This is a genomic window from Nocardia sp. NPDC060249 (genome assembly GCF_042728755.1).
In the GTDB taxonomy this organism is placed as follows: domain Bacteria; phylum Actinomycetota; class Actinomycetes; order Mycobacteriales; family Mycobacteriaceae; genus Nocardia.
The window spans coordinates 848,634-866,043 of the sequence record NZ_JBHXAQ010000002.1 but is presented as its reverse complement, the minus strand read 5'-3'; the positions used below and the strand labels follow the sequence as shown (position 1 = coordinate 866,043).

General features: G+C 68.0%; 11 protein-coding genes. 7 read left to right on the top strand and 4 right to left on the bottom strand.

Annotated features, from left to right (window positions below):
• Window positions 1-13: 13 nt before the first annotated feature.
• Window positions 14-625 (bottom strand): malonic semialdehyde reductase, encoded by a 612-nt coding sequence (locus tag ACFWFP_RS11715; RefSeq protein WP_379294693.1) that lies wholly within the window; start codon window positions 623-625, stop codon window positions 14-16.
• A 122-nt stretch (window positions 626-747) separates the two neighbouring features.
• On the opposite strand from ACFWFP_RS11715, the gene ACFWFP_RS11710 reads away from it, so the two are divergent.
• Entirely contained in the window at window positions 748-1,416 is a 669-nt protein-coding gene (locus ACFWFP_RS11710) for a TetR/AcrR family transcriptional regulator (RefSeq protein ID WP_379294692.1), read from the top strand.
• 305 nt (window positions 1,417-1,721) lie between these two features.
• Here the strand turns inward: ACFWFP_RS11710 and ACFWFP_RS11705 are convergent, their stop codons facing one another.
• On the bottom strand, window positions 1,722-2,618 hold the full coding sequence (locus ACFWFP_RS11705; protein WP_379295127.1) for a helix-turn-helix domain-containing protein: 897 nt from the start codon (window positions 2,616-2,618) through the stop codon (window positions 1,722-1,724).
• 736 nt (window positions 2,619-3,354) lie between these two features.
• On the opposite strand from ACFWFP_RS11705, the gene ACFWFP_RS11700 reads away from it, so the two are divergent.
• The 5 genes from ACFWFP_RS11700 (at window position 3,355) to ACFWFP_RS11680 (ending at window position 11,424) form a co-directional block, all read left to right on the top strand.
• Window positions 3,355-4,107 carry a hypothetical protein gene (locus ACFWFP_RS11700; RefSeq protein ID WP_379294691.1) on the top strand — a complete coding sequence of 251 codons (753 nt, stop codon included), beginning with the start codon at window positions 3,355-3,357 and terminating at the stop codon, window positions 4,105-4,107.
• 1,144 nt (window positions 4,108-5,251) lie between these two features.
• Window positions 5,252-6,673: a family 2B encapsulin nanocompartment shell protein gene (locus ACFWFP_RS11695; protein WP_379294690.1), complete on the top strand. Its 1,422-nt coding sequence runs from the start codon at window positions 5,252-5,254 to the stop codon at window positions 6,671-6,673.
• A 4-nt stretch (window positions 6,674-6,677) separates the two neighbouring features.
• Window positions 6,678-8,963 carry a germacradienol/geosmin synthase gene (locus tag ACFWFP_RS11690; protein ID WP_379294689.1) on the top strand — a complete coding sequence of 762 codons (2,286 nt, stop codon included), beginning with the start codon at window positions 6,678-6,680 and terminating at the stop codon, window positions 8,961-8,963.
• The gene (locus ACFWFP_RS11685) at window positions 8,960-10,351 is read left to right on the top strand and encodes a family 2B encapsulin nanocompartment shell protein (RefSeq protein WP_379294688.1); all 1,392 of its coding nucleotides are present in this window, start codon (window positions 8,960-8,962) and stop codon (window positions 10,349-10,351) included. Before ACFWFP_RS11690 ends, ACFWFP_RS11685 begins: the two co-directional genes overlap by 4 nt.
• Entirely contained in the window at window positions 10,348-11,424 is a 1,077-nt protein-coding gene (locus ACFWFP_RS11680; RefSeq protein WP_379294687.1) for a family 2 encapsulin nanocompartment cargo protein polyprenyl transferase, read from the top strand. Before ACFWFP_RS11685 ends, ACFWFP_RS11680 begins: the two co-directional genes overlap by 4 nt.
• 214 nt (window positions 11,425-11,638) lie before the next feature.
• On the opposite strand, the gene ACFWFP_RS11675 is transcribed toward ACFWFP_RS11680, so the two are convergent.
• Entirely contained in the window at window positions 11,639-13,459 is a 1,821-nt protein-coding gene (locus ACFWFP_RS11675) for an ABC transporter ATP-binding protein (protein ID WP_379294686.1), read from the bottom strand.
• A 77-nt stretch (window positions 13,460-13,536) separates the two neighbouring features.
• Between ACFWFP_RS11675 and ACFWFP_RS11670 the strand changes: the two genes are divergently transcribed.
• Entirely contained in the window at window positions 13,537-13,941 is a 405-nt protein-coding gene (locus ACFWFP_RS11670) for a MarR family winged helix-turn-helix transcriptional regulator (RefSeq protein WP_379294685.1), read from the top strand.
• A gap of 20 nt (window positions 13,942-13,961) precedes the next feature.
• Here ACFWFP_RS11670 and ACFWFP_RS11665 read toward each other — a convergent pair whose 3' ends face one another.
• On the bottom strand, window positions 13,962-17,264 hold the full coding sequence (locus tag ACFWFP_RS11665) for a protein kinase (RefSeq protein WP_379294684.1): 3,303 nt from the start codon (window positions 17,262-17,264) through the stop codon (window positions 13,962-13,964).
• Window positions 17,265-17,410: the final 146 nt, after the last annotated feature.

The following is a 17,410-nucleotide window of genomic DNA, read 5'->3' as shown; positions in this document are numbered from 1 at the left end:
CGAACCGTGACGTTCAGGCAGTGCCGAAGACCTCGTCGTACTCCAGCCGGGGGAGTCGGCCCATCCAGGCGTCCGCGCCTGGCTTGCCGATGTTGATGACGCACAGCGGTGTGTGCCTGCCGTCGGGAAAGAACTCCCGGGCAATGGCATCGGCGTCGAATCCGACCATCGGTCCTGCCGCGAGACCCGCGGCTCGGATGCCGATGATCAGGTACGCCAGCTGCAACGCCGCGTTGAAGGTGGCCGACTTCTCGCGCACCGCGGGGTCGGCGAAGACGTTCTGCGGGTTCTCCATGAAGGGAACCAGTTTCGGCAGCTCGTCGTGGAAATCGAGGTCGGCCCCGAGGATCACCGTCAGCGGCGCCTGTGCGGTCTTGTCCTTGTTGCGATCTGTCATGGCCTCGACCAGGCGCGACTTCGCCTGGTAGGAGCGCACGAGCACGCCCCGAAGAGGTTGCTGATTCATGGAGGTCGGCCCGAATTTCACGAGTTCGTAGATGGCCCGGAACTGCTCGTCGGTCACCGGCTCGTCGGTGAAGGTGTTGGCCGTGCGAGCGGTGCGGAACAACAAGTCCTGCGCTGCCGTGTCCAGTGCCAGCTGCTCGGTCGATACCGTCGCCGCCATGAAACCCTCCAGGGTGAGTTGATTAGACTAGTCGGTCCAGTCCAGTAAATAGTAGATAGACTGACTCGTCCACCCGTACTGTTGGTGACCCGGGTCACTCACCAAGGAAGGCGCACACGGACATGTCGACATCGGCCATACGATCGAGTTCCGGTGGCCGCCCGCACGGCGGCGACCCCGGCAAGCGGCGCGCCATCCTCGACGCCGCGATCGATACGTTCCTGCGAGACGGCTACGAGCGGGCGACCCTCGACGTGATCGCCGAACGGGCCGGCGTGGCAAAACAGACCGCCTACAACCACTTCGGCGACAAGCAGACCCTGTTCCTGGCCGCCGTGGACGACGAACGCAGCCGAGTCGCCGCGAACTTCGGCACCGATATCACCGGTACGGAGCAGGCCGCCGATCTCGACGCCACCACCGCCCTCGTCGAGATCGGCCACCTCGTCCTGCGGGTTTTGCTCGACGAGCGCGCCTCCGCGCTGCGCCGCCTGATCATCAGCGAGGTCGCCCGCATCCCGTCCCTGCGCCCCGCCTGCGCCGACGGCGAACCCAAACAACTCGTCATACAGATCGCCGACCTGCTGCGCCGCCGCGGTGTACGCGGTGAGCTCGACGTCGAGGACCCGGCAACCGCCGCCCGGCAGTTCGTCTCACTGCTCGTCCAGCAGGGTCTGCACGCCTCGATGTACGGCACGATCCCGCTCCGTGCCGTCGACGCCGAAACGATCTGCGCCGAGGCCGCCCACCTGGTCGTCCGCGCGTATCGCCCGAACAAGGATCCGAACTGACGGAAGCCCGAAGGGCCCGCATCGCGGTGCCGACCGCGGGCTCGGGGATCGTGACCGTTGTCGAGATCGCGGTCTCGACATGCAGGCAAAGGGCTTGTGTCACTTGCCGTTGAGCCGCACGGGGACCCGACCCTCGAATCGGATGGTGGATGGGCGCGGCTCCGGTATGCGAGAGGCCGCGGCGCTTAGGATAGATCCTGCCCCCGCGACGTGGCGGCGGCGCGTGGGTGCACGGGGAAGGCTCGCCTCGACCGGCTGACCGGTCGAGGCGAGCCGCATCGCCTCGCGAACGCCGAGGGCTTCAGCTAGCTCCACCCGACCATGGCGTCCTTGCGCCGTGCGGCACGATAGGCGGCCGGGGTTACCCCGTACTTGGCGCGGAAGGCACGGGAGAGCTGGTCGACGGTGCGGAAGCCGCAGCTGTCGGCGATGTCGCGAAGGCCGCGGGTGTCATCGCTGAGCGCACTCGCCGCGGCGGCCAGTCTGCGGGTGCGAATGAGCCTTCCCACGGACAGGCCCTGGAGTTCGAACGCCCGGAACAGGGTTCGCCTGCTCACGTGCAGCCGGACCGCGACCGCATCGGGGTTCACCGCCGGGTCCGCGAAATTCCGGTCGATGAAGTCGGCCGCGCGGCGGCGCAGCACGTCCTCGGTCGTCAGTTCCCTTGTCGCATCCGTGAGATCGCGTTCGAGCAGCGCGACTATCGCCGCCCGGAACAGGATCTCGTCGATCCGCGCCACTATTCGCAGATGGTCGGGACTTGTTGCGCCACAGGCGATATCACGGCCGAACATCAGGGCCGAAACCGCCGCCCGCGACAGCGGCCACGACCAGCCGCCCGCCGCCGCCGCATCCAGTCCCCACGCGGCTAGCGAATCGACCGGTAGATAGAGGTACAGCACATCGGAGGCCGGAGTCTCGCAGCGCGCGAGTGTCGACCGGAACGGGCTGTCGAGGCACACCGCGAACGCCTCACCGGCCACCGCGGTCGACCGGTGGCCCCGTTGCTCGAGCGTGGCTCGGCCGGCCAGCACCAAACCCAGTTGCAGGTACTGGCTGTAGTGGTCGTCGCCGGCATCGGTACCGCGCTCGGCGGTGATATCCGAGGATTGCAGCCGCGCGACGAGAACCGACCCGGTGCTCGAGGTCCACAGCGTCGCAGCGAAATCCTCCCGGGCGCGCAGGCGGCAGCCGAACGCCACTCTCTGCAAATCGCGCGCGCCGCGCAGGGTTATACCCTGGTCGTTGACGGGGCTCGGTCGTTCTAATGGGCACAGCGTTGCCGGTCGAATCAATTCGCTCGCCGATTGCCCCAATTCGAACAAAACGGACTTCTTTCGCGCTGGGGCTCTCGGATCGACCTCCGTTCGGTCGGATTGCTGCTCGCCGCGCTCGGTTCGCCCTCCGGTCTCGATCCTGCGCGCGTCCGCCTCGCTGTGCATAGTCCACCTCCGCGCTGGGGTGCGTGGACGCCGAAAACGGGTAGGACGCGGATCCGTTCACCGGTTACCTGCACCTGTCGACATTGCCAGTTGCTCTCGAAAGATCAAGGATAACAGCGTAATTCGGCGACTCCGTGCGGTCTCTCGGATCTCGGTTCCACCGCGTGAGCGACACTCGCATTCCGTGCCAGGTTCGCCGGGATGTCGTGCCAGGACGGTCCGGACGAGCCGGGCCGTCGACTGCCTCGAAGGCGGGCCCCGCCTGCCGATTTCGGTCATCCGGTGGCCGACACGGGAGCTCGTCGATGGTTTGCTTGGTCATTGCGGCGCTGATGACGGCGGCCTAACCTCGACATCGTTGGCCCCCTTGCTATTCCGCGTTCAACGGTCGCAGGATTCCTCATCGTGGTCCTCCCTGTTCGGAGGTGGTCAAACGAATCTTCAGTGATTTCCGGCGCGCATCCTCGCCCCCTCGACGACAAAGGACTACTGAGACATGCTCTGGGAAGCACTGCTGTGGGTGATCGTCGCCGCAGGACTGGCTGGAACCGCCGCCTACCTGCTGCGCAGGCGCGGCAAGGGTCGCGACGGCGAGGCCGCCAACGAGTCGGTGGGGCAGGTGTTCACGCTCGTCGGCGGACTGCAGGTGGTGCTGGCGTCGTTCCTGCTCATCGGCGTGCTCGACACCAACGCCGGCGCGGCGAAGGCGGCATCGGACGAAGCGGACCGGCTACTCGCTCTGCAGTGGGCGGGCGACGCCCTGTCGGAACCGGCCCGCAGCACCGTCACCAGGGCCGTTCACGCCTATACCGGCCAGGTGATCGAGGTCGAATGGCCCGCCATGAGCTCCGGTACGAGTGTCGACGACAGGGCGTGGAACCAATTGTCGGCGGTGCGCACCAGCATCGCGGCCAGCCCCGCCGCCGTCGAATGGCAACGTTCGCGCCAGATCGCGGCGGCCGATCGGCTGTGGGAGGTCTACGAGGCGAGGCAGGTCAGAATCGAGGCCGCGGGCAGCGCGTTGTCGCCGATGATGTGGCTGGCGCTGGCACTCGGCGCGATTCTGTCGGTGGGCTTGTCACTGCTGTTCTCGGGCACCAGCGCGCGCATTCACGTCGTCGTGGTGGCCAGCTTCGCGGCGGTGGTGACGTTCATGATCTTCACCATCTTCGAGCTGCAGAACCCCTACGGCCGAGCGGCTGCTGTCGCACCGACGGCCTTCGACGCCGTGCTGGTGCAACTGAGGTGAAAAAGACTGTGCGGAGAGGGATCTGGGCTGCCGCGCTGGCGGGCGTGGGCCTGTTCGCGCCCGGACCGGTCGGTGCGGTTCCAGCTCCGGTGTCACCATCGGTCGAGCCATCGAGCGTCGTCGTACCCCGAAACACGCCCCGTGTCGGGGCGGTGACCACAACCCCGCCGGAGCCCGTGGAAACCCCTCGCGTACCGCTGCCCCTCGCTACCACCGAGCAGGTGCCGCAGACCGGGGTTCCTCGATCGGTGCCTCGCTTCGAGGAACCCGAGGGCACCCAACGGCCCGTGCCACCCGGACTTCCTGGCCTGGGCGCCCGGCCCGAACTGCCGGAGACGACCACGCCGAGAAGTACATTCGAGCGGCCGGCGGTTCCCCCGTTCGGGCGGCCGGCCCTTCCAGCGCCGGCACCGCCCCTCGGGGGTCTGGAACTGCCTGCTCCGGCCCGCCCGTTCGACGGACCGGAAGTGCTGGTTCCGGCACCTCCGCGCCCGCTTCCGTTGCCTGTTCCGGCACCTCCGCCGTTCCCGTTACCTGCTCCCGCGCCGCCGAAGCCGCTGCCTGCACCACCGCCCTCGGTCCCGGCCCCGCAGCCGACAGTGCCGCCTGCCCCTGAACCAGCACCTCCACGAGAATCCCCTCCGCCACCGCCGAGCGTGTCGGTCAGCCCCCCACCAGCTCCGATTCCGCCACCTGTGGAACCGCCGCCGAGTCCACCCGTCCCGGTCCCCACGCCGGTGAGATTTGTATCGCCGCCCGAGAAGGAGCCGGAGGCGGTGGTTGCCCAGCCGGTGGCGGTCGAACAGCGACGCTGGGCGCTCACTGCCCTGCTGCTGGTTGTCGGAAGCGCGGGAGCGGGAAGGGCGGCGATGAGGCGCTCATGAGTCACTGAAGCAAACATCTAGCGTCTTCACGGCAACGCCGCGAGGGCTGAACCCACTTGCGCAAACGCAAGCGCGAGAGTCAGTCAGATCTCTGAATTGTGTTCTAGTGCAACAGTATTCATGCCAATCCGCTCCATAGATCGAACACCTTCCGCTACAGTCGATTTTGCCACAATCGATAGCCGGTGGATAACTGATTCGTTCGCTCCCCGTGGTGTGTCATCTCGTTTCTCCCATGTCTCTCGAAGCAGGAAGAACTCATGACTGAACTGGCTGATCCCTTCTCCGGAACCATCGCCGCCGCGCAGCTGAGCCTCAGCACCGTGGCCGCGCGCAACCTCGCGACCACCACCAAGTCCGTGCCGCAGATGCAGGGCATCACCTCGCGGTGGCTGCTGAAACTGCTGCCCTGGGTGCAGGCCGACGGTGGTGTCTACCGCGTCAACCGCCGCCTCACCTACACCGTCGGCGACGGCTTGATCACCTGCTACGACACCGCGGGCCAGGCGCGGGTACTCGCACCCGACCTGCGTGAACTGCGCTACCTGCGTGACTACACCGATGATGCGGCCCTGCAGACGGTGGCGGACTCCTTCGTCGAACGGCGGTACGCGCCCGGCGACATCATCGCCGAAGCCGGTCGACCGGCCGAAGAGCTGGTGGTGCTCGCCCACGGCAAGGCCGACAAGCTCGGCACCGGCGCCTACGGGGAGTCGACCGTCCTCGAGATCATGACCGACGGCCGGTTCATCGGTGAACGGATCCTCGGTGCCGACGCTCAGCCCTGGGACTTCACCGTCAAAGCAGTGACCGCGTGTACCTGCCTGGTCCTCACCGACCGCGCGCTGGCCGAGGTCAGCGCACGGATCGAAGGGCTGCGCGAGCACGTGCGGGCGGCCCAGCTCGACGACGCCGTCGCCGATGAGCGAGCCAACCCCTACGGCGAGAGTTCGATCGAGCTCACCTCCGGCCACGAGGGCGAACCGCAGTTGCAGGGCACCTTCGTCGACTACGACCTGTCCCCGCGCGAATACGAGTTGAGCATCGCGCAGACCGTGCTGCGGGTCCACAGCCGCGTCGCCGACCTCTACAACAAGCCGATGGACCAGATCGAACAGCAGCTGCGGCTGACCATCGAAGCCCTGCGCGAGCGCCAGGAAGACGAGATGGTCAACAACCGCGACTTCGGGCTGCTGCACAACGCCGCGCCGCAGCAGCGGATCAGTACCCGCACCGGTGCGCCGACACCGGACGACCTGGACGAATTGCTCGCCCTGGTCTGGAAGGAACCCGCGTTCTTCCTGGCCAATCCGAAGGCCATCGCTGCCTTCGGTGCCGAATGCAGCCGCCGCGGCATCTATCCCACGAGCACCGAGCTGAACGGACATCGGGTGCCCTCGTGGCGCGGGGTGCCGATCCTGCCGTGCAACAAGATCGGCACGTCGGCCGGTCGCACCACCTCGATCATGCTGATGCGCACCGGTGAATCGGCACAGGGCGTGATCGGCCTGCGCCAGACCGGAATTCCCGACGAGTACGAGCCCGGACTGAACGTGCGCTTCATGGGCATCGACGACAAAGCGATCATCTCCTACCTGGTGAGCACCTACTACTCGGGCGCCGTGCTGGTGCCCGATGCCCTCGCGATCCTCGAGAACGTGCAGCTCGGCGCCGAGGGCTGACATCGTGCAGCCCTTCGAGCTGCCCGAGTTCTACGTCGCACATCCCGCGCGGCTGAACGCGCACGTGGAACAAGCACGGGCACATACCAAACAGTGGGCCTACGAGATGGGAATGCTCGGCGATACCGTCGGTGGCGACGTGGTGTGGGACGAGGCGAGTTTCGACGGCATGGACTACGCCGGCCTGTGCGCCTACACCCATCCGGAAGCAGGCGCGCCGGTACTCGACACCGTCACCGACTGGTACACCTGGGTCTTCTATTTCGACGACCACTTCCTCGACGCGTTCAAACGCACCGGCGACATGGACGGCGCACGGCGATATCTGGACCGCCTGGCCACGTTCATGCCGCCCGACGGTGCCGCGATGCCCGAACCGACCAATCCCGACGAACGCGGTCTCGCCGACCTCTGGACGCGGACGGTGCCGTCGATGTCGCAGTGCTGGCGCGAACGGTTCCGCGAGAGCACCAGGAACCTGCTACTCGACTGTGTTTGGGAGATCGGCAATATCAATACCGCCCGAATTCCCAACCCCATCGACTACATCGAGATGCGGCGCCGGGTCGGCGGGGCACCGTGGTCGGCCGATCTGGTGGAGTACGCACGCGGCGTCGAGATTCCCGAAGCCATCGTCGGCACCCGGCCGATGCGGGTGCTCAAGGACGCGTTCTCCGACGCGGTGCACCTACGAAACGACATCTTCTCGTATCAGCGCGAGACCGAGGAAGAAGGCGAGGTGAACAACGGAGTCCTGGTGGTAGAGCGGTTCTTCGGCTGTTCGCCACAGCAGGCAGCCGAGATCGTCAACGACCAGCTCACCTCGCGAATCCACCAGTTCGAGAACACCGTGCTCACCGAGCTGCCCCTGCTGTTCGACGAGCACGGACTGGACGCGGTGCAGTGCGCGGCGGCGCTGTCGTACGCACACGGCCTGCAGGACTGGCAGTCCGGTGGCCACGAATGGCATCTGCGGTCCAATCGGTATATGAACGGCTCCGCGGCGACGGGACCGACGTCGTTCGGTCCCGCGGGGATCGGCACCGCGCTGGCCAGACCCGGTTTCTGGAAGGGCCTGGCCGGGCCGGGCGGAGTGCGCAGCCATACCCGGACTCCGTTGCGCCGCACCGGGCACTTGCCGCTGCCGGACTTCGACGTGCCGTTCGAACTGAGTCTGTCACCGCACCTGCCGGTGGCCCGCTCGGCCAGTATCGACTGGGCGCAACAGGTCGGATTCCACGACCCGCTGCCCGAGCTCGGTGGGCGGCAGTTGTGGACTCGCGAGGATACGGTCGGGTTCGATTTCGCGCTGTGCTCAGCCGGTTTGGATCCCGACGCCGATATCGAGGCGCTGACGCTGTCGGCCGAATGGCTCACCTGGGGGACCTGGGGCGACGACTACTTTCCTGTCGTTTTCCCACCAGCCCAGGGCGCCGCCGCGATGGCCGGCGCGAAAGCCTGCAACGCCAGACTGTCGACGTTCATGCCGCTGGACCTGAAACCTGCTGGCACACCGGTCAATCCGCTGGAACGGTCGTTGGTCGACCTGTGGTCGCGCACGGCGGGGTCGATGTCGCCGGCTGCTCGGCGCACCTTCCGGCAAGCGGTGGAATCGATGACCGAGAGCTGGTTGTGGGAGCTGGCCAACCACATCCAGCACCGAGTCCCCGACCCGGTCGACTACCTGGAGATGCGCCGTCGCACCTTCGGTTCGGATCTCACGATCGCGCTGTCGAAGATCGCCCGCGGCGGCGTGATCCCCGATGCGGTGTTCGAGTCCACCACCCTGCGCGGGATCGAACACGCCGCCCAGGACTACGGCTGTCTGATCAACGACTTCTACTCCTACCACAAGGAAATCGACTACGAATCGGAGCTGCACAACGCGATCCTGGTGGTCGAGTCGTTCTTCGATTGCGACCGCGACGTCGCCGCTACGGTCGTCGACGACCTGATGCGGGCCAGAATGCGGCAGTTCCAGCGACTCGTCGACGACGAATTGCCCGTCCTGTTCGAACACCACCGGCTCGACGACACCGCTCGCGCATCGCTGACCAGCTATATCGATGAACTGCGTGACTGGATCGCGGGCATCCTGCACTGGCATCGCGGCACCAGCCGCTACCGCCCGGAGCACCTGCGCTACCCGGTCGGCAGTCCGTCACGAACTGCCGCCCGGCCGGTCCACGCGTGGGGACCGTCGGGCATCGGCACCGCCGCCGCCCGCGTTCGTCCCCGTGCCGGATCCGTCGCCACCCATGCCACCTCGCCGGGAAGGACCTCCTTGTGACCAGCACCGCCCAGAACCCACCGACCGCGCTCGGTGTCGCCGCCGCCCGCACACTGTCGACCACCACCAAATCCGTTCCGCAGATGCAAGGGATCACGCCCCGCTGGCTGCTGCGCATGCTGCCCTGGGTCGAGGTCGACGGCGGAACCTACCGGGTCAACCGGCGCCTGACCTACACCGTGGGGGACGGCTACGTCACCTGCACGCTGGCCAACGGCCGGTATCAGGTGGTCCCGGCCGAACTGCGGGAATTGCGGGCGCTGCGCGATGTCGACGACGACGACACGTTGCGCGAGATCGCCACCCTGTTCACTCAGCAGGAGTTCGCGGCGGGGGAGACGATCTGCGAATTCGGCAACGAAATCGACGCGGCCTACGTGCTGGCCCACGGCCGGGTCGTGCTCACCGGCCCCGGCGATTACGGTCAGCAGGTACAGCTCGACGTGCTCGACGACGGCAGCCACCTCGGTGCCGCCACGCTCCTCGGCGGGCAGGCCATTTGGGAATACACGGCGACCGCGAACACCGCCTGTACGGTGCTGGCGTTGCCGCGCATCGTATTCGACGCCCTGTGCGCCCGTGAACCTCGCCTCGCCGCGCATGTCGCCGGCCTCGGAGCCGCGGTCGCCGCCGAACGAACCGGTGCCGACAAATACGGTCAGGCGGCGATCGGATTGCTGTCGGGCCAGCAGGGTGAGCCGACCCTGCCCGGGACCTACGTCGACTACGACCAGCAACCACGCGAACTCGAGCTCAGCATCGCGCAGCTGCTGCTGCGCGTGCACACCCGGGTCACCGACCTCTACAACAAGCCGATGAACCAGCTCGACCAGCAGCTGCGCCTGTCGATCGCCGCATTGCGCGAACGCCAGGAACGCGACCTGCTGACCCACCACGACTACGGTCTGCTGCACAACATCGACCCGAGTCAGCGGTTGTGTTCGGCCACCGGCCGCCCGACGCCCGAGGATCTCGATCGCTTGCTCGCCCGCCGTCGCAAGACCGCGTTCTTCCTCGCCCATCCGCGCGTCATCGCCCAGTTCGGCCACGAATGCACGGCCAAGGGCATCTATCCCGATCACACCGAAATCGAGGGAAAACGGGTGCACGCGTGGCGCAACGTGCCGTTGCTGCCCTCGGACAAGATCCCGATCTCACCGAGCGGGACCAGCACGATCTTGGCGATGCGGATCGGCGAATCCGATGACGGGGTGATCGGTTTGCGCCAGACCGGTCTGCCCGACGAAGTCGAGCCGGGCGTCAACGTCCGCTTCACCGGCATCGACGACCGAGCGATCGCCTCTTACCTCATCAGCGCCAATCATGCTGCGGCAGTGCTCGTTCCGGACGCCCTCGGGGCACTGACCGAAGTGCAGGTGAATCGATGAGCACTCCGGATGTCGCGACCACGCCGATCCTGGTGCACGCGCCCACGGTGTCGCCGGTCCCGCGCACGGCCGCCGACGTACTCGATCAATGTCGGGAGACCTGCGCCGCCACCCTGCACGCCACCGTGCAGATGATGCCTGCCACGGTTCGCACGATCGTGGGCTACCACTTCGGGTGGTGGGACAAGACCGGGCGACCGGAACGTCACGACGGCGGCAAGGCTATTCGCCCGGCTCTCGTTCTGTCGGCCGCGCGGTTGACCGGCGGCGACGTGGCAGCTGCCGTGCGCGCTGCCGTCGCGGTCGAACTGGTGCACAACTTCTCGTTGCTGCACGACGACGTGATGGACCGAGACACCACTCGACGGCACCGGCCGACGGCGTGGACCGCGTTCGGGATCGGGCCCGCCATCCTCGCCGGCGACGCGCTGGTGGCCCAGGCGTATTCCCTGCTCGCCGCGGAGCCGGACACACCGATCGTCGAAGCGACAAATCTGATGAGCCGCTCGGTGCTCCACCTCGTCGAGGGTCAGTGCGCGGACCTGGGATTCGAGCGGCGCACCGATGTCGAACTCGACGAATCCTTCACCATGGTCGACCAGAAGACCGGGGCGCTGTTCGGGTGTTCGGCCGCACTGGGTGGCCTGTTCGGAAACGCGGACTCCGCTGAGCTGTTGCGGCTGCAGGAGTTCGGCAGGCGCCTGGGCCGCGCCTTCCAGCACACCGACGACCTGCTCGGCATCTGGGGCGACCCGCACGTCACCGGCAAATCGGTGTTCTCCGACCTGCGCAGCCGCAAGAAGTCGTTGCCGGTGGTGTTCGCACTGCGCTCGAACACCCCGGAAGCGGGCGCGCTCGCCGACCTCTACCTCCGTGAAAAGCCGCTCGACGACACCGAATTGGTCCGTGCCGCCGAGCTGGTCGAGGCCGCTGGTGGGCGGGACTGGAGTCGGCTGCAGGCCAGGCAACTGTACGAGGAAGCCATGTCGACGATCAGCGAGGTCGGGGCGAACGCCGAAGCACTGGCCGACCTGGACCTGCTCGCGGCGCTGGCCGCGAACCGGGACTGCTGACGCGCGCCAACAGGTCTCGTACCACGGCCCGACCGCGGCCACGGCCCCCGGTCGGACCGTGGGCCGGTTGGGCGCAAGGGCCCTCGGCCATGCCCGCCATCGGTCGCACCTGCCATTCGAAGACGTTGGTACACGACTATTTCGGCACCGAGTCGGGTGGCCGGAACGTGAGACGCGAATTCGAGCGACCGGCTTTCATCGCGGTGGCAGCCGATCAGGCCGCCACGACCGCGGCGGCTCCGTTGAGGCGGGCGTAACGTCCCCCGTCGTCGACGAGAGTCCGGTGATCGCCGAGCTCGGCGACCCGGCCATGGTGGAGAACCGCGATCTGGTCGGCATCGCGGATGGTGCTGAGCCGGTGCGCGATGGTGATCACCGTGCGGCCCTGGGCGACCACGTCGATGGCGGCCTGCACCGCACGCTCGGTCTCGTTGTCGAGGGCGCTCGTCGCCTCGTCGAGTACCAGCACGCGCGGGTCGCGCAACAGGGTGCGGGCCAGGGCGATGCGCTGCTTCTCCCCACCGGAGAACCGATGACCGCGCGACCCGACCACAGTGTCGTAGCCCTGGGGCAGCGAGGCGATCAGCTCGTGGATCTGGGCGGCGCGGGCCGCGCGCTCGATCTCCGCATCGGTCGCACCCGGCTTGGCATAGCGAAGGTTCTCGCGAATGGTCGTGTGCAGCAGGTACGACTCCTGCGACACCACGCCGACGATCCGAGCGAGAGTGCCGAGCTCCAGGTCACGGACATCGACACCATCGATGGCTACCCGACCGCCGGTCGCGTCGTGCAGCCGGGCGACGAGCGAGGCGAGGGTGGACTTGCCGGAACCGGTTTCGCCGACCAGGGCCAGTGTCGACCCAGGGGGAACGACGAGCGAGACACCGTCGAGCACGTCGGGTCCCGTGTCGTCGTAGCGGAAGCTGACCTCCTCGAACCGGACTTCGCCCACGACATCGCGCGGGTCGAGGTCGACCGGCCGGGCGGGCTCATCGATCTCGACCGGAAGGTCGAGGTAGCCGAAGATTCGGCTGAACAGCGCCATCGAACTGGTGACTTCGACACCGACGTTGAGCAGGGCCATCAGCGGTCTGAACAGCCCGGCCTGCAGCGTGGTGAAGGCGACCAGCGTGCCGATCGTCATGCCGCTGCTGGTCGCAGGCAGCCCGGCGGCGAGGTACAGCAGCGCCGGGATGGCCGCGAAGAGGATGCTCATGGTGGCCATTCGCCAGCGGCCCGCGAGCTGTGCGCGCACTTCGAGGCCGACCAGATCATGCGAGGTCTGCTCGAACTGTGCGGACGCGAGGGGGCCGGTGCCGAGGGTCTTGCCCAGCTGGACGCCACTCACCGAGAGCCCTTCCTCGACCTGGCCGTGTAGATCGGCGAGATGACGTTGGCGCTGGGCGGTGATATCGCGGCGTAGCAGAGCGACGCGCCGGGTCAACCAGATCGCGGGCGGCAGCACCACCAGCGACAGCAGCGACAGCCGCCACGACAGCACTGCCATCGCGACAGCCGTGCCGACCACGGTGGTGACGTTGCTCGCGATGGCGGTCGCGGTACTGGTGACCACGGACTGCATGCCGCCGACATCGTTGATCAGGCGCGATTGGACCTCGCCGCCGCGGGTGCGGGTGAAGAACGCCAGCGACTGCCGCTGCAGGTGGCGGAACACGTCGGCCCGCAGGACGTGCATGACCTGCTGGCCGACGGTGGTGGAGATGAGTGTCTGGCCGACGCCGAGCACGGCAGTGAGCACAGTGACGGCGAGCATGCCGCCCACGGCCCAGAGCAGGAGCGCGACGTTCTGCTGGGGGAGCGCGTCATCGATCACCAGGCGCAGCAGGAACGGCGAGGCGAGGCTGATCGTCGAAGCTGCCACGATCAGGACGGTCAGCAGGCTGAGCTGACGCCGGTACGGCGCGAAGAGCGCGGCTATCCGGCGAAGGGATACCGGGGACTCGCGCAGTTGTGCGCGGTCGGCCGGGTCTTGGCGGCGGGCGCGGCCGCCGCCGGCCGAGACTTTCACTTCCATCTGCAACCCCCTTGGGTTGTGTTTATGATGAGGTTACCTCACTATCTGGTAGGGAAAACACAGCGAGAGGCGAATTTATGCCCGACAACGAGAGCGACCTCCTGATGCAGGTGGCCAGGACGCTCCGTCGGCGCTGGTCGGCGGCGTACGCGCCGATGGGTCTGACGCCGCATCAGGCCCGCGCGCTTCGCGTGGCCGGCGAACACTCCGGTCTCCGGTTGTCGGCCATCGCGGACGCGTTGCGGATCAGTGCCCGGTCGGCCACGGAAGTGGTGGACGCGCTCGAGCAAGCCGCTCTGGTCACGCGGCGGCCCGACCCGACGGACCGTCGCGCGATTCTGGTGGCGGTGACCGCACTGGGCGAGCGGACTCTCGCTAGCCTGACCGCTGCCCGGACGAAGGATGCCGACGACTTCTTCGGACGACTCACCGACGATGAGCGCGCTTCGCTGCGCGACATCCTCGGCAAGCTCGTCTCCTGAAGCGGGCCGCTGGGCGAACTCTAGGTCGCCATCGCGTCGGCGGGCAGGCGGACCAGGCCGAGGCGGTCGCATCGGCGGATCAACGGTGTGAGGATGCGATCGGCCTCGCTCGCGCGGTCGGCCCGGCGCATCGCGCTGCCGAGCAGGAACCCGGCACGCAGTGCGGCCAGCGGCCTGCGCTGCGCGTCTATCCCGGCGACCAGGGTCTCGGCGCGCTCGATCGCCGACCGGAGCTGACCTGTTGCCAGCAGCAGACGGATCGCGGAGTCCTCATCGAATTCATCGACGACAGTGGCGGTTCCGTTGTCGCGCCGGATCGTACGCGCACTCGTCAGCGCCGCCGTCACGGTGGGATCGAGTTCGACGCCGAGACGCACCCGTTCGTTGCGCACCCGGGCGGCCAGGCGCGGCAGGTCCAAGAGTTCGGCGTGGGACATGCCCTCGTCGAGGAGTTCTCGCGCGCCGTCGCGATCGCCGCGCAGGGCTCGTACCCGCGCCCCGGTCGCGTAGGTGGCGAGCATGACGTCCACTCCGCCGCCGCCTTCGGCGGACAGTGCTCTGCTCTGCTCCAGTAGATCCGTCGCGGTATCGAGATCTCCTGTCTCATAACGCAAATCGCCGAGCAACGCACACGCGAGGCGAGTCGCGTGGGAGGCGGCGCCCATGGTCGTGCGTGCGGTGTCGAGCGCGCTCGTGAACAGGTCGTCGGCTCCGGTGATGTCGAGCTGTTCGCGGGCGGCCACACCCGCGAAACAGCGCCCGTACACCGACAGGAACGGGCCGGTCGCCTCGTGATACGGCGCTGCCCAGAGCTGCCAGCGGCGCGCCTCGGCGAAGTCGAAGCGCTGGATCGCCGCGAAGCTGGCGATATTGGCCGCCACCCCGGGGATCCGCGGGGAGAAGTCCTCGGGCCGGGCCAGCGCGTCACCGATCAGACCGTCCAGCTCGGCTACGCGGTCGCCGAACATCTCCCGGACACTGATCGCCACATCCGCTTCCGCGCGCAGATCGGTGCGTCCGGGCTCGGTGGGTGGGGCCGCGGCCAGCGCGGTCTCGAAGCGGGCGAGGGAGGACGCGGTGGCCGCGGGTCTGCGCAGCACCAGGTTGACCCACACGCCGAACAGCTGGATGCGGGGCCTGGCCCGGCACACCCCGGCGGGCAGTTTCGCCAGAATGCCTTGCAGCATCACCATGTTCGACAGTTCCAGCAGGTAACCCGCGCCCTGCTCGACGAGATCGGCCGCACGTTCGGGGTTCTGCGCGGCCAGTGCTTGGTCGACCGCGTCGTTGAGCAGGTGATGGTGCGCGAACCAGTCGGCGGCTCGCAGTCGCAGGCCCGCGATCTCGCCCGGGCGGTCCTGGGCGAGCCTGCGGCACAGATAGCCGGCGAACAACTGGTGGTAGCGGTACCAGTGGTGGTCGGGGCCGGTGGGCAGCAGGAACAAGCCCCGGTCGGCGAGGTCGGCGAGCAGGTCGGCGGCGTCGGCGCGGCCGGTCAGGGTGGTGGCCAGTCCGCCGCAGATCCGCTCGCAGATCGAGGTCGTCATGAGGAATTCGAGAATGTCCGGATCCAGTGCGCCGAGGACGTTCTCGGCCAGGAACGCCCCGATGTCGGGGTGTGCGGCGAGGCTGTCGAGCAGGTGCGCCGCGTCCTCGCCCGCGCGCAGCGACAGCACCGTCAGCTGCAGTGCCGCGACCCAGCCGTCGGTGGCGCCCGCCAGCGCGGCCACCTCGTCGGCGGCCAGATGTACACCGCCGGCTTCGGCGAGGAACGCGTGTACCTCGTCGGGAGTGAAACGTAGTGTCGTGGCGTCGATTTCGGCGAGTTCGCCGTGGATGCGCAATCTGCTCAACGGCAGGTCGAGACGCTCGGTGCTCGTGACGACGAGGGGCAGATGGTGGCAGCCGTGTTCCAGCAGGAACCGAACCGCGTCCACCGAGGCGGGGGCGGTGACCCGTTGCCAGTCGTCGAGTATCAACGTCACCCGACGGTCTCCGGCGTGCAGACCGTCGACGAGTGCGGTGAGCACGGCACGAGTCGGGTCGTCGGGGTTGGCTTCCAGTAGCCGGTCGAGGTCGTCGGCGAGCGCGGGCACGGCGGGACGGATCGCCTCGGCGAGGTGGGTGAGGAACCAGGAGACGTTGTCGTCGTCCTCGTCGACGGTCAGCCACGCGACCGCGGCGCCGTGCTCGACCAGCTCGTCGTGCCACTGGGCGGCCACCGTGGTCTTGCCGAAGCCGCTGGGCGCGTGGATGGCGGTGAGCCGGGTCCGTTCGGTGGTGCGCAAGTGCTCGAGCAGGCGCTTTCTGGCGAGAGTCGCCCGCGCCGGAGTCGGCGGGCGATACTTCGTGGCGGGTGTGGGAGGTGCGGTGGTGCGGTCGCGGGCGCGGCTCGCCGGTGCGACCGGCACCGCGACCGGATGCCGGGTATCAGGGACCCGGAGGACGTCGACCGGGCTCCCGGTACTGCGCTGGGCCGCAACCAGTTCCGCGCCGAGGGCGGCGGCGCTGTGGGGGCGGTCCGCGGGGTCGATCGCCATCGCGTGCTCGATGGCGGCCTTGACCTCGTCGGGCACATCCTGGCCGGTGAGATCGGGACCGGGCTGGGCGGAGACTCGCAGGAACTGCGACAACACCTGCTCGCCTACGCGCCGCTCGTAGGCGACATGACCGGTGAGCGCGCAGAACAGCGTGGCGCCCAGGCCGTACACGTCGGCGGCGGCGGTGGCCTGCGCGCCGCGCAGGACCTCCGGCGCGGCGAAAGCGGGGGAGGCGGTGACGATTCCGGTGGTCGTGTGGAACCCGCCCTGGATCCGGGCGATCCCGAAGTCGGTGAGTTCGGGTTCGTCGTAGTCGCTGAGCAGGATGTTGGACGGTTTCACGTCACGGTGCAGGATGTCGGCCCGGTGCGCGGTCTCGAGGGCGCCCGCCATCTTCACGCCCAAGCGCAGCGTCGCTGCCCAGTCCAGCGGGCCGCCGGTGTGGATGCGTTGTTCCAGCGAGCCACGCGCGTGATAGGGCATCACCAGGTAGGGGTGCCCGCCGTGGGTGGTGCCCGCTTGGAAGACCGCGACGATGTAGGGATGGCCGGACAGCCTGCCCATCGCCTGCTGTTCGCGCACGAAGCGTTGCAGTCCGTCGGGGTCGAGTTCGGCGGTCAGTACCTTCACCGCGACCACGCGGTCCAGATCGGGCTGGACGCAGCGGTAGACCACGCCGAAACCACCGCGTCCGATCTCCTCGGCGTCCTCGAAGCCCTCGGCGGTCAATTCCGCCGCGATCCCCGTGGCCGAGCTGCGCTGCGTCGGCAAGTTGTCGGCCATCTCGGCTCGATTCGGTGCGGCCTTGTGGCGGTGCGCTGGTGTGCCCGCCCTCTACCGAGGATAGCCCCGGTGTCGACTGTGTTCGACGACGTCAGACGCGTTTCGGGTCGGCGAATGCCCCGGGGCTCGCACCGGGGGCGGGCGGC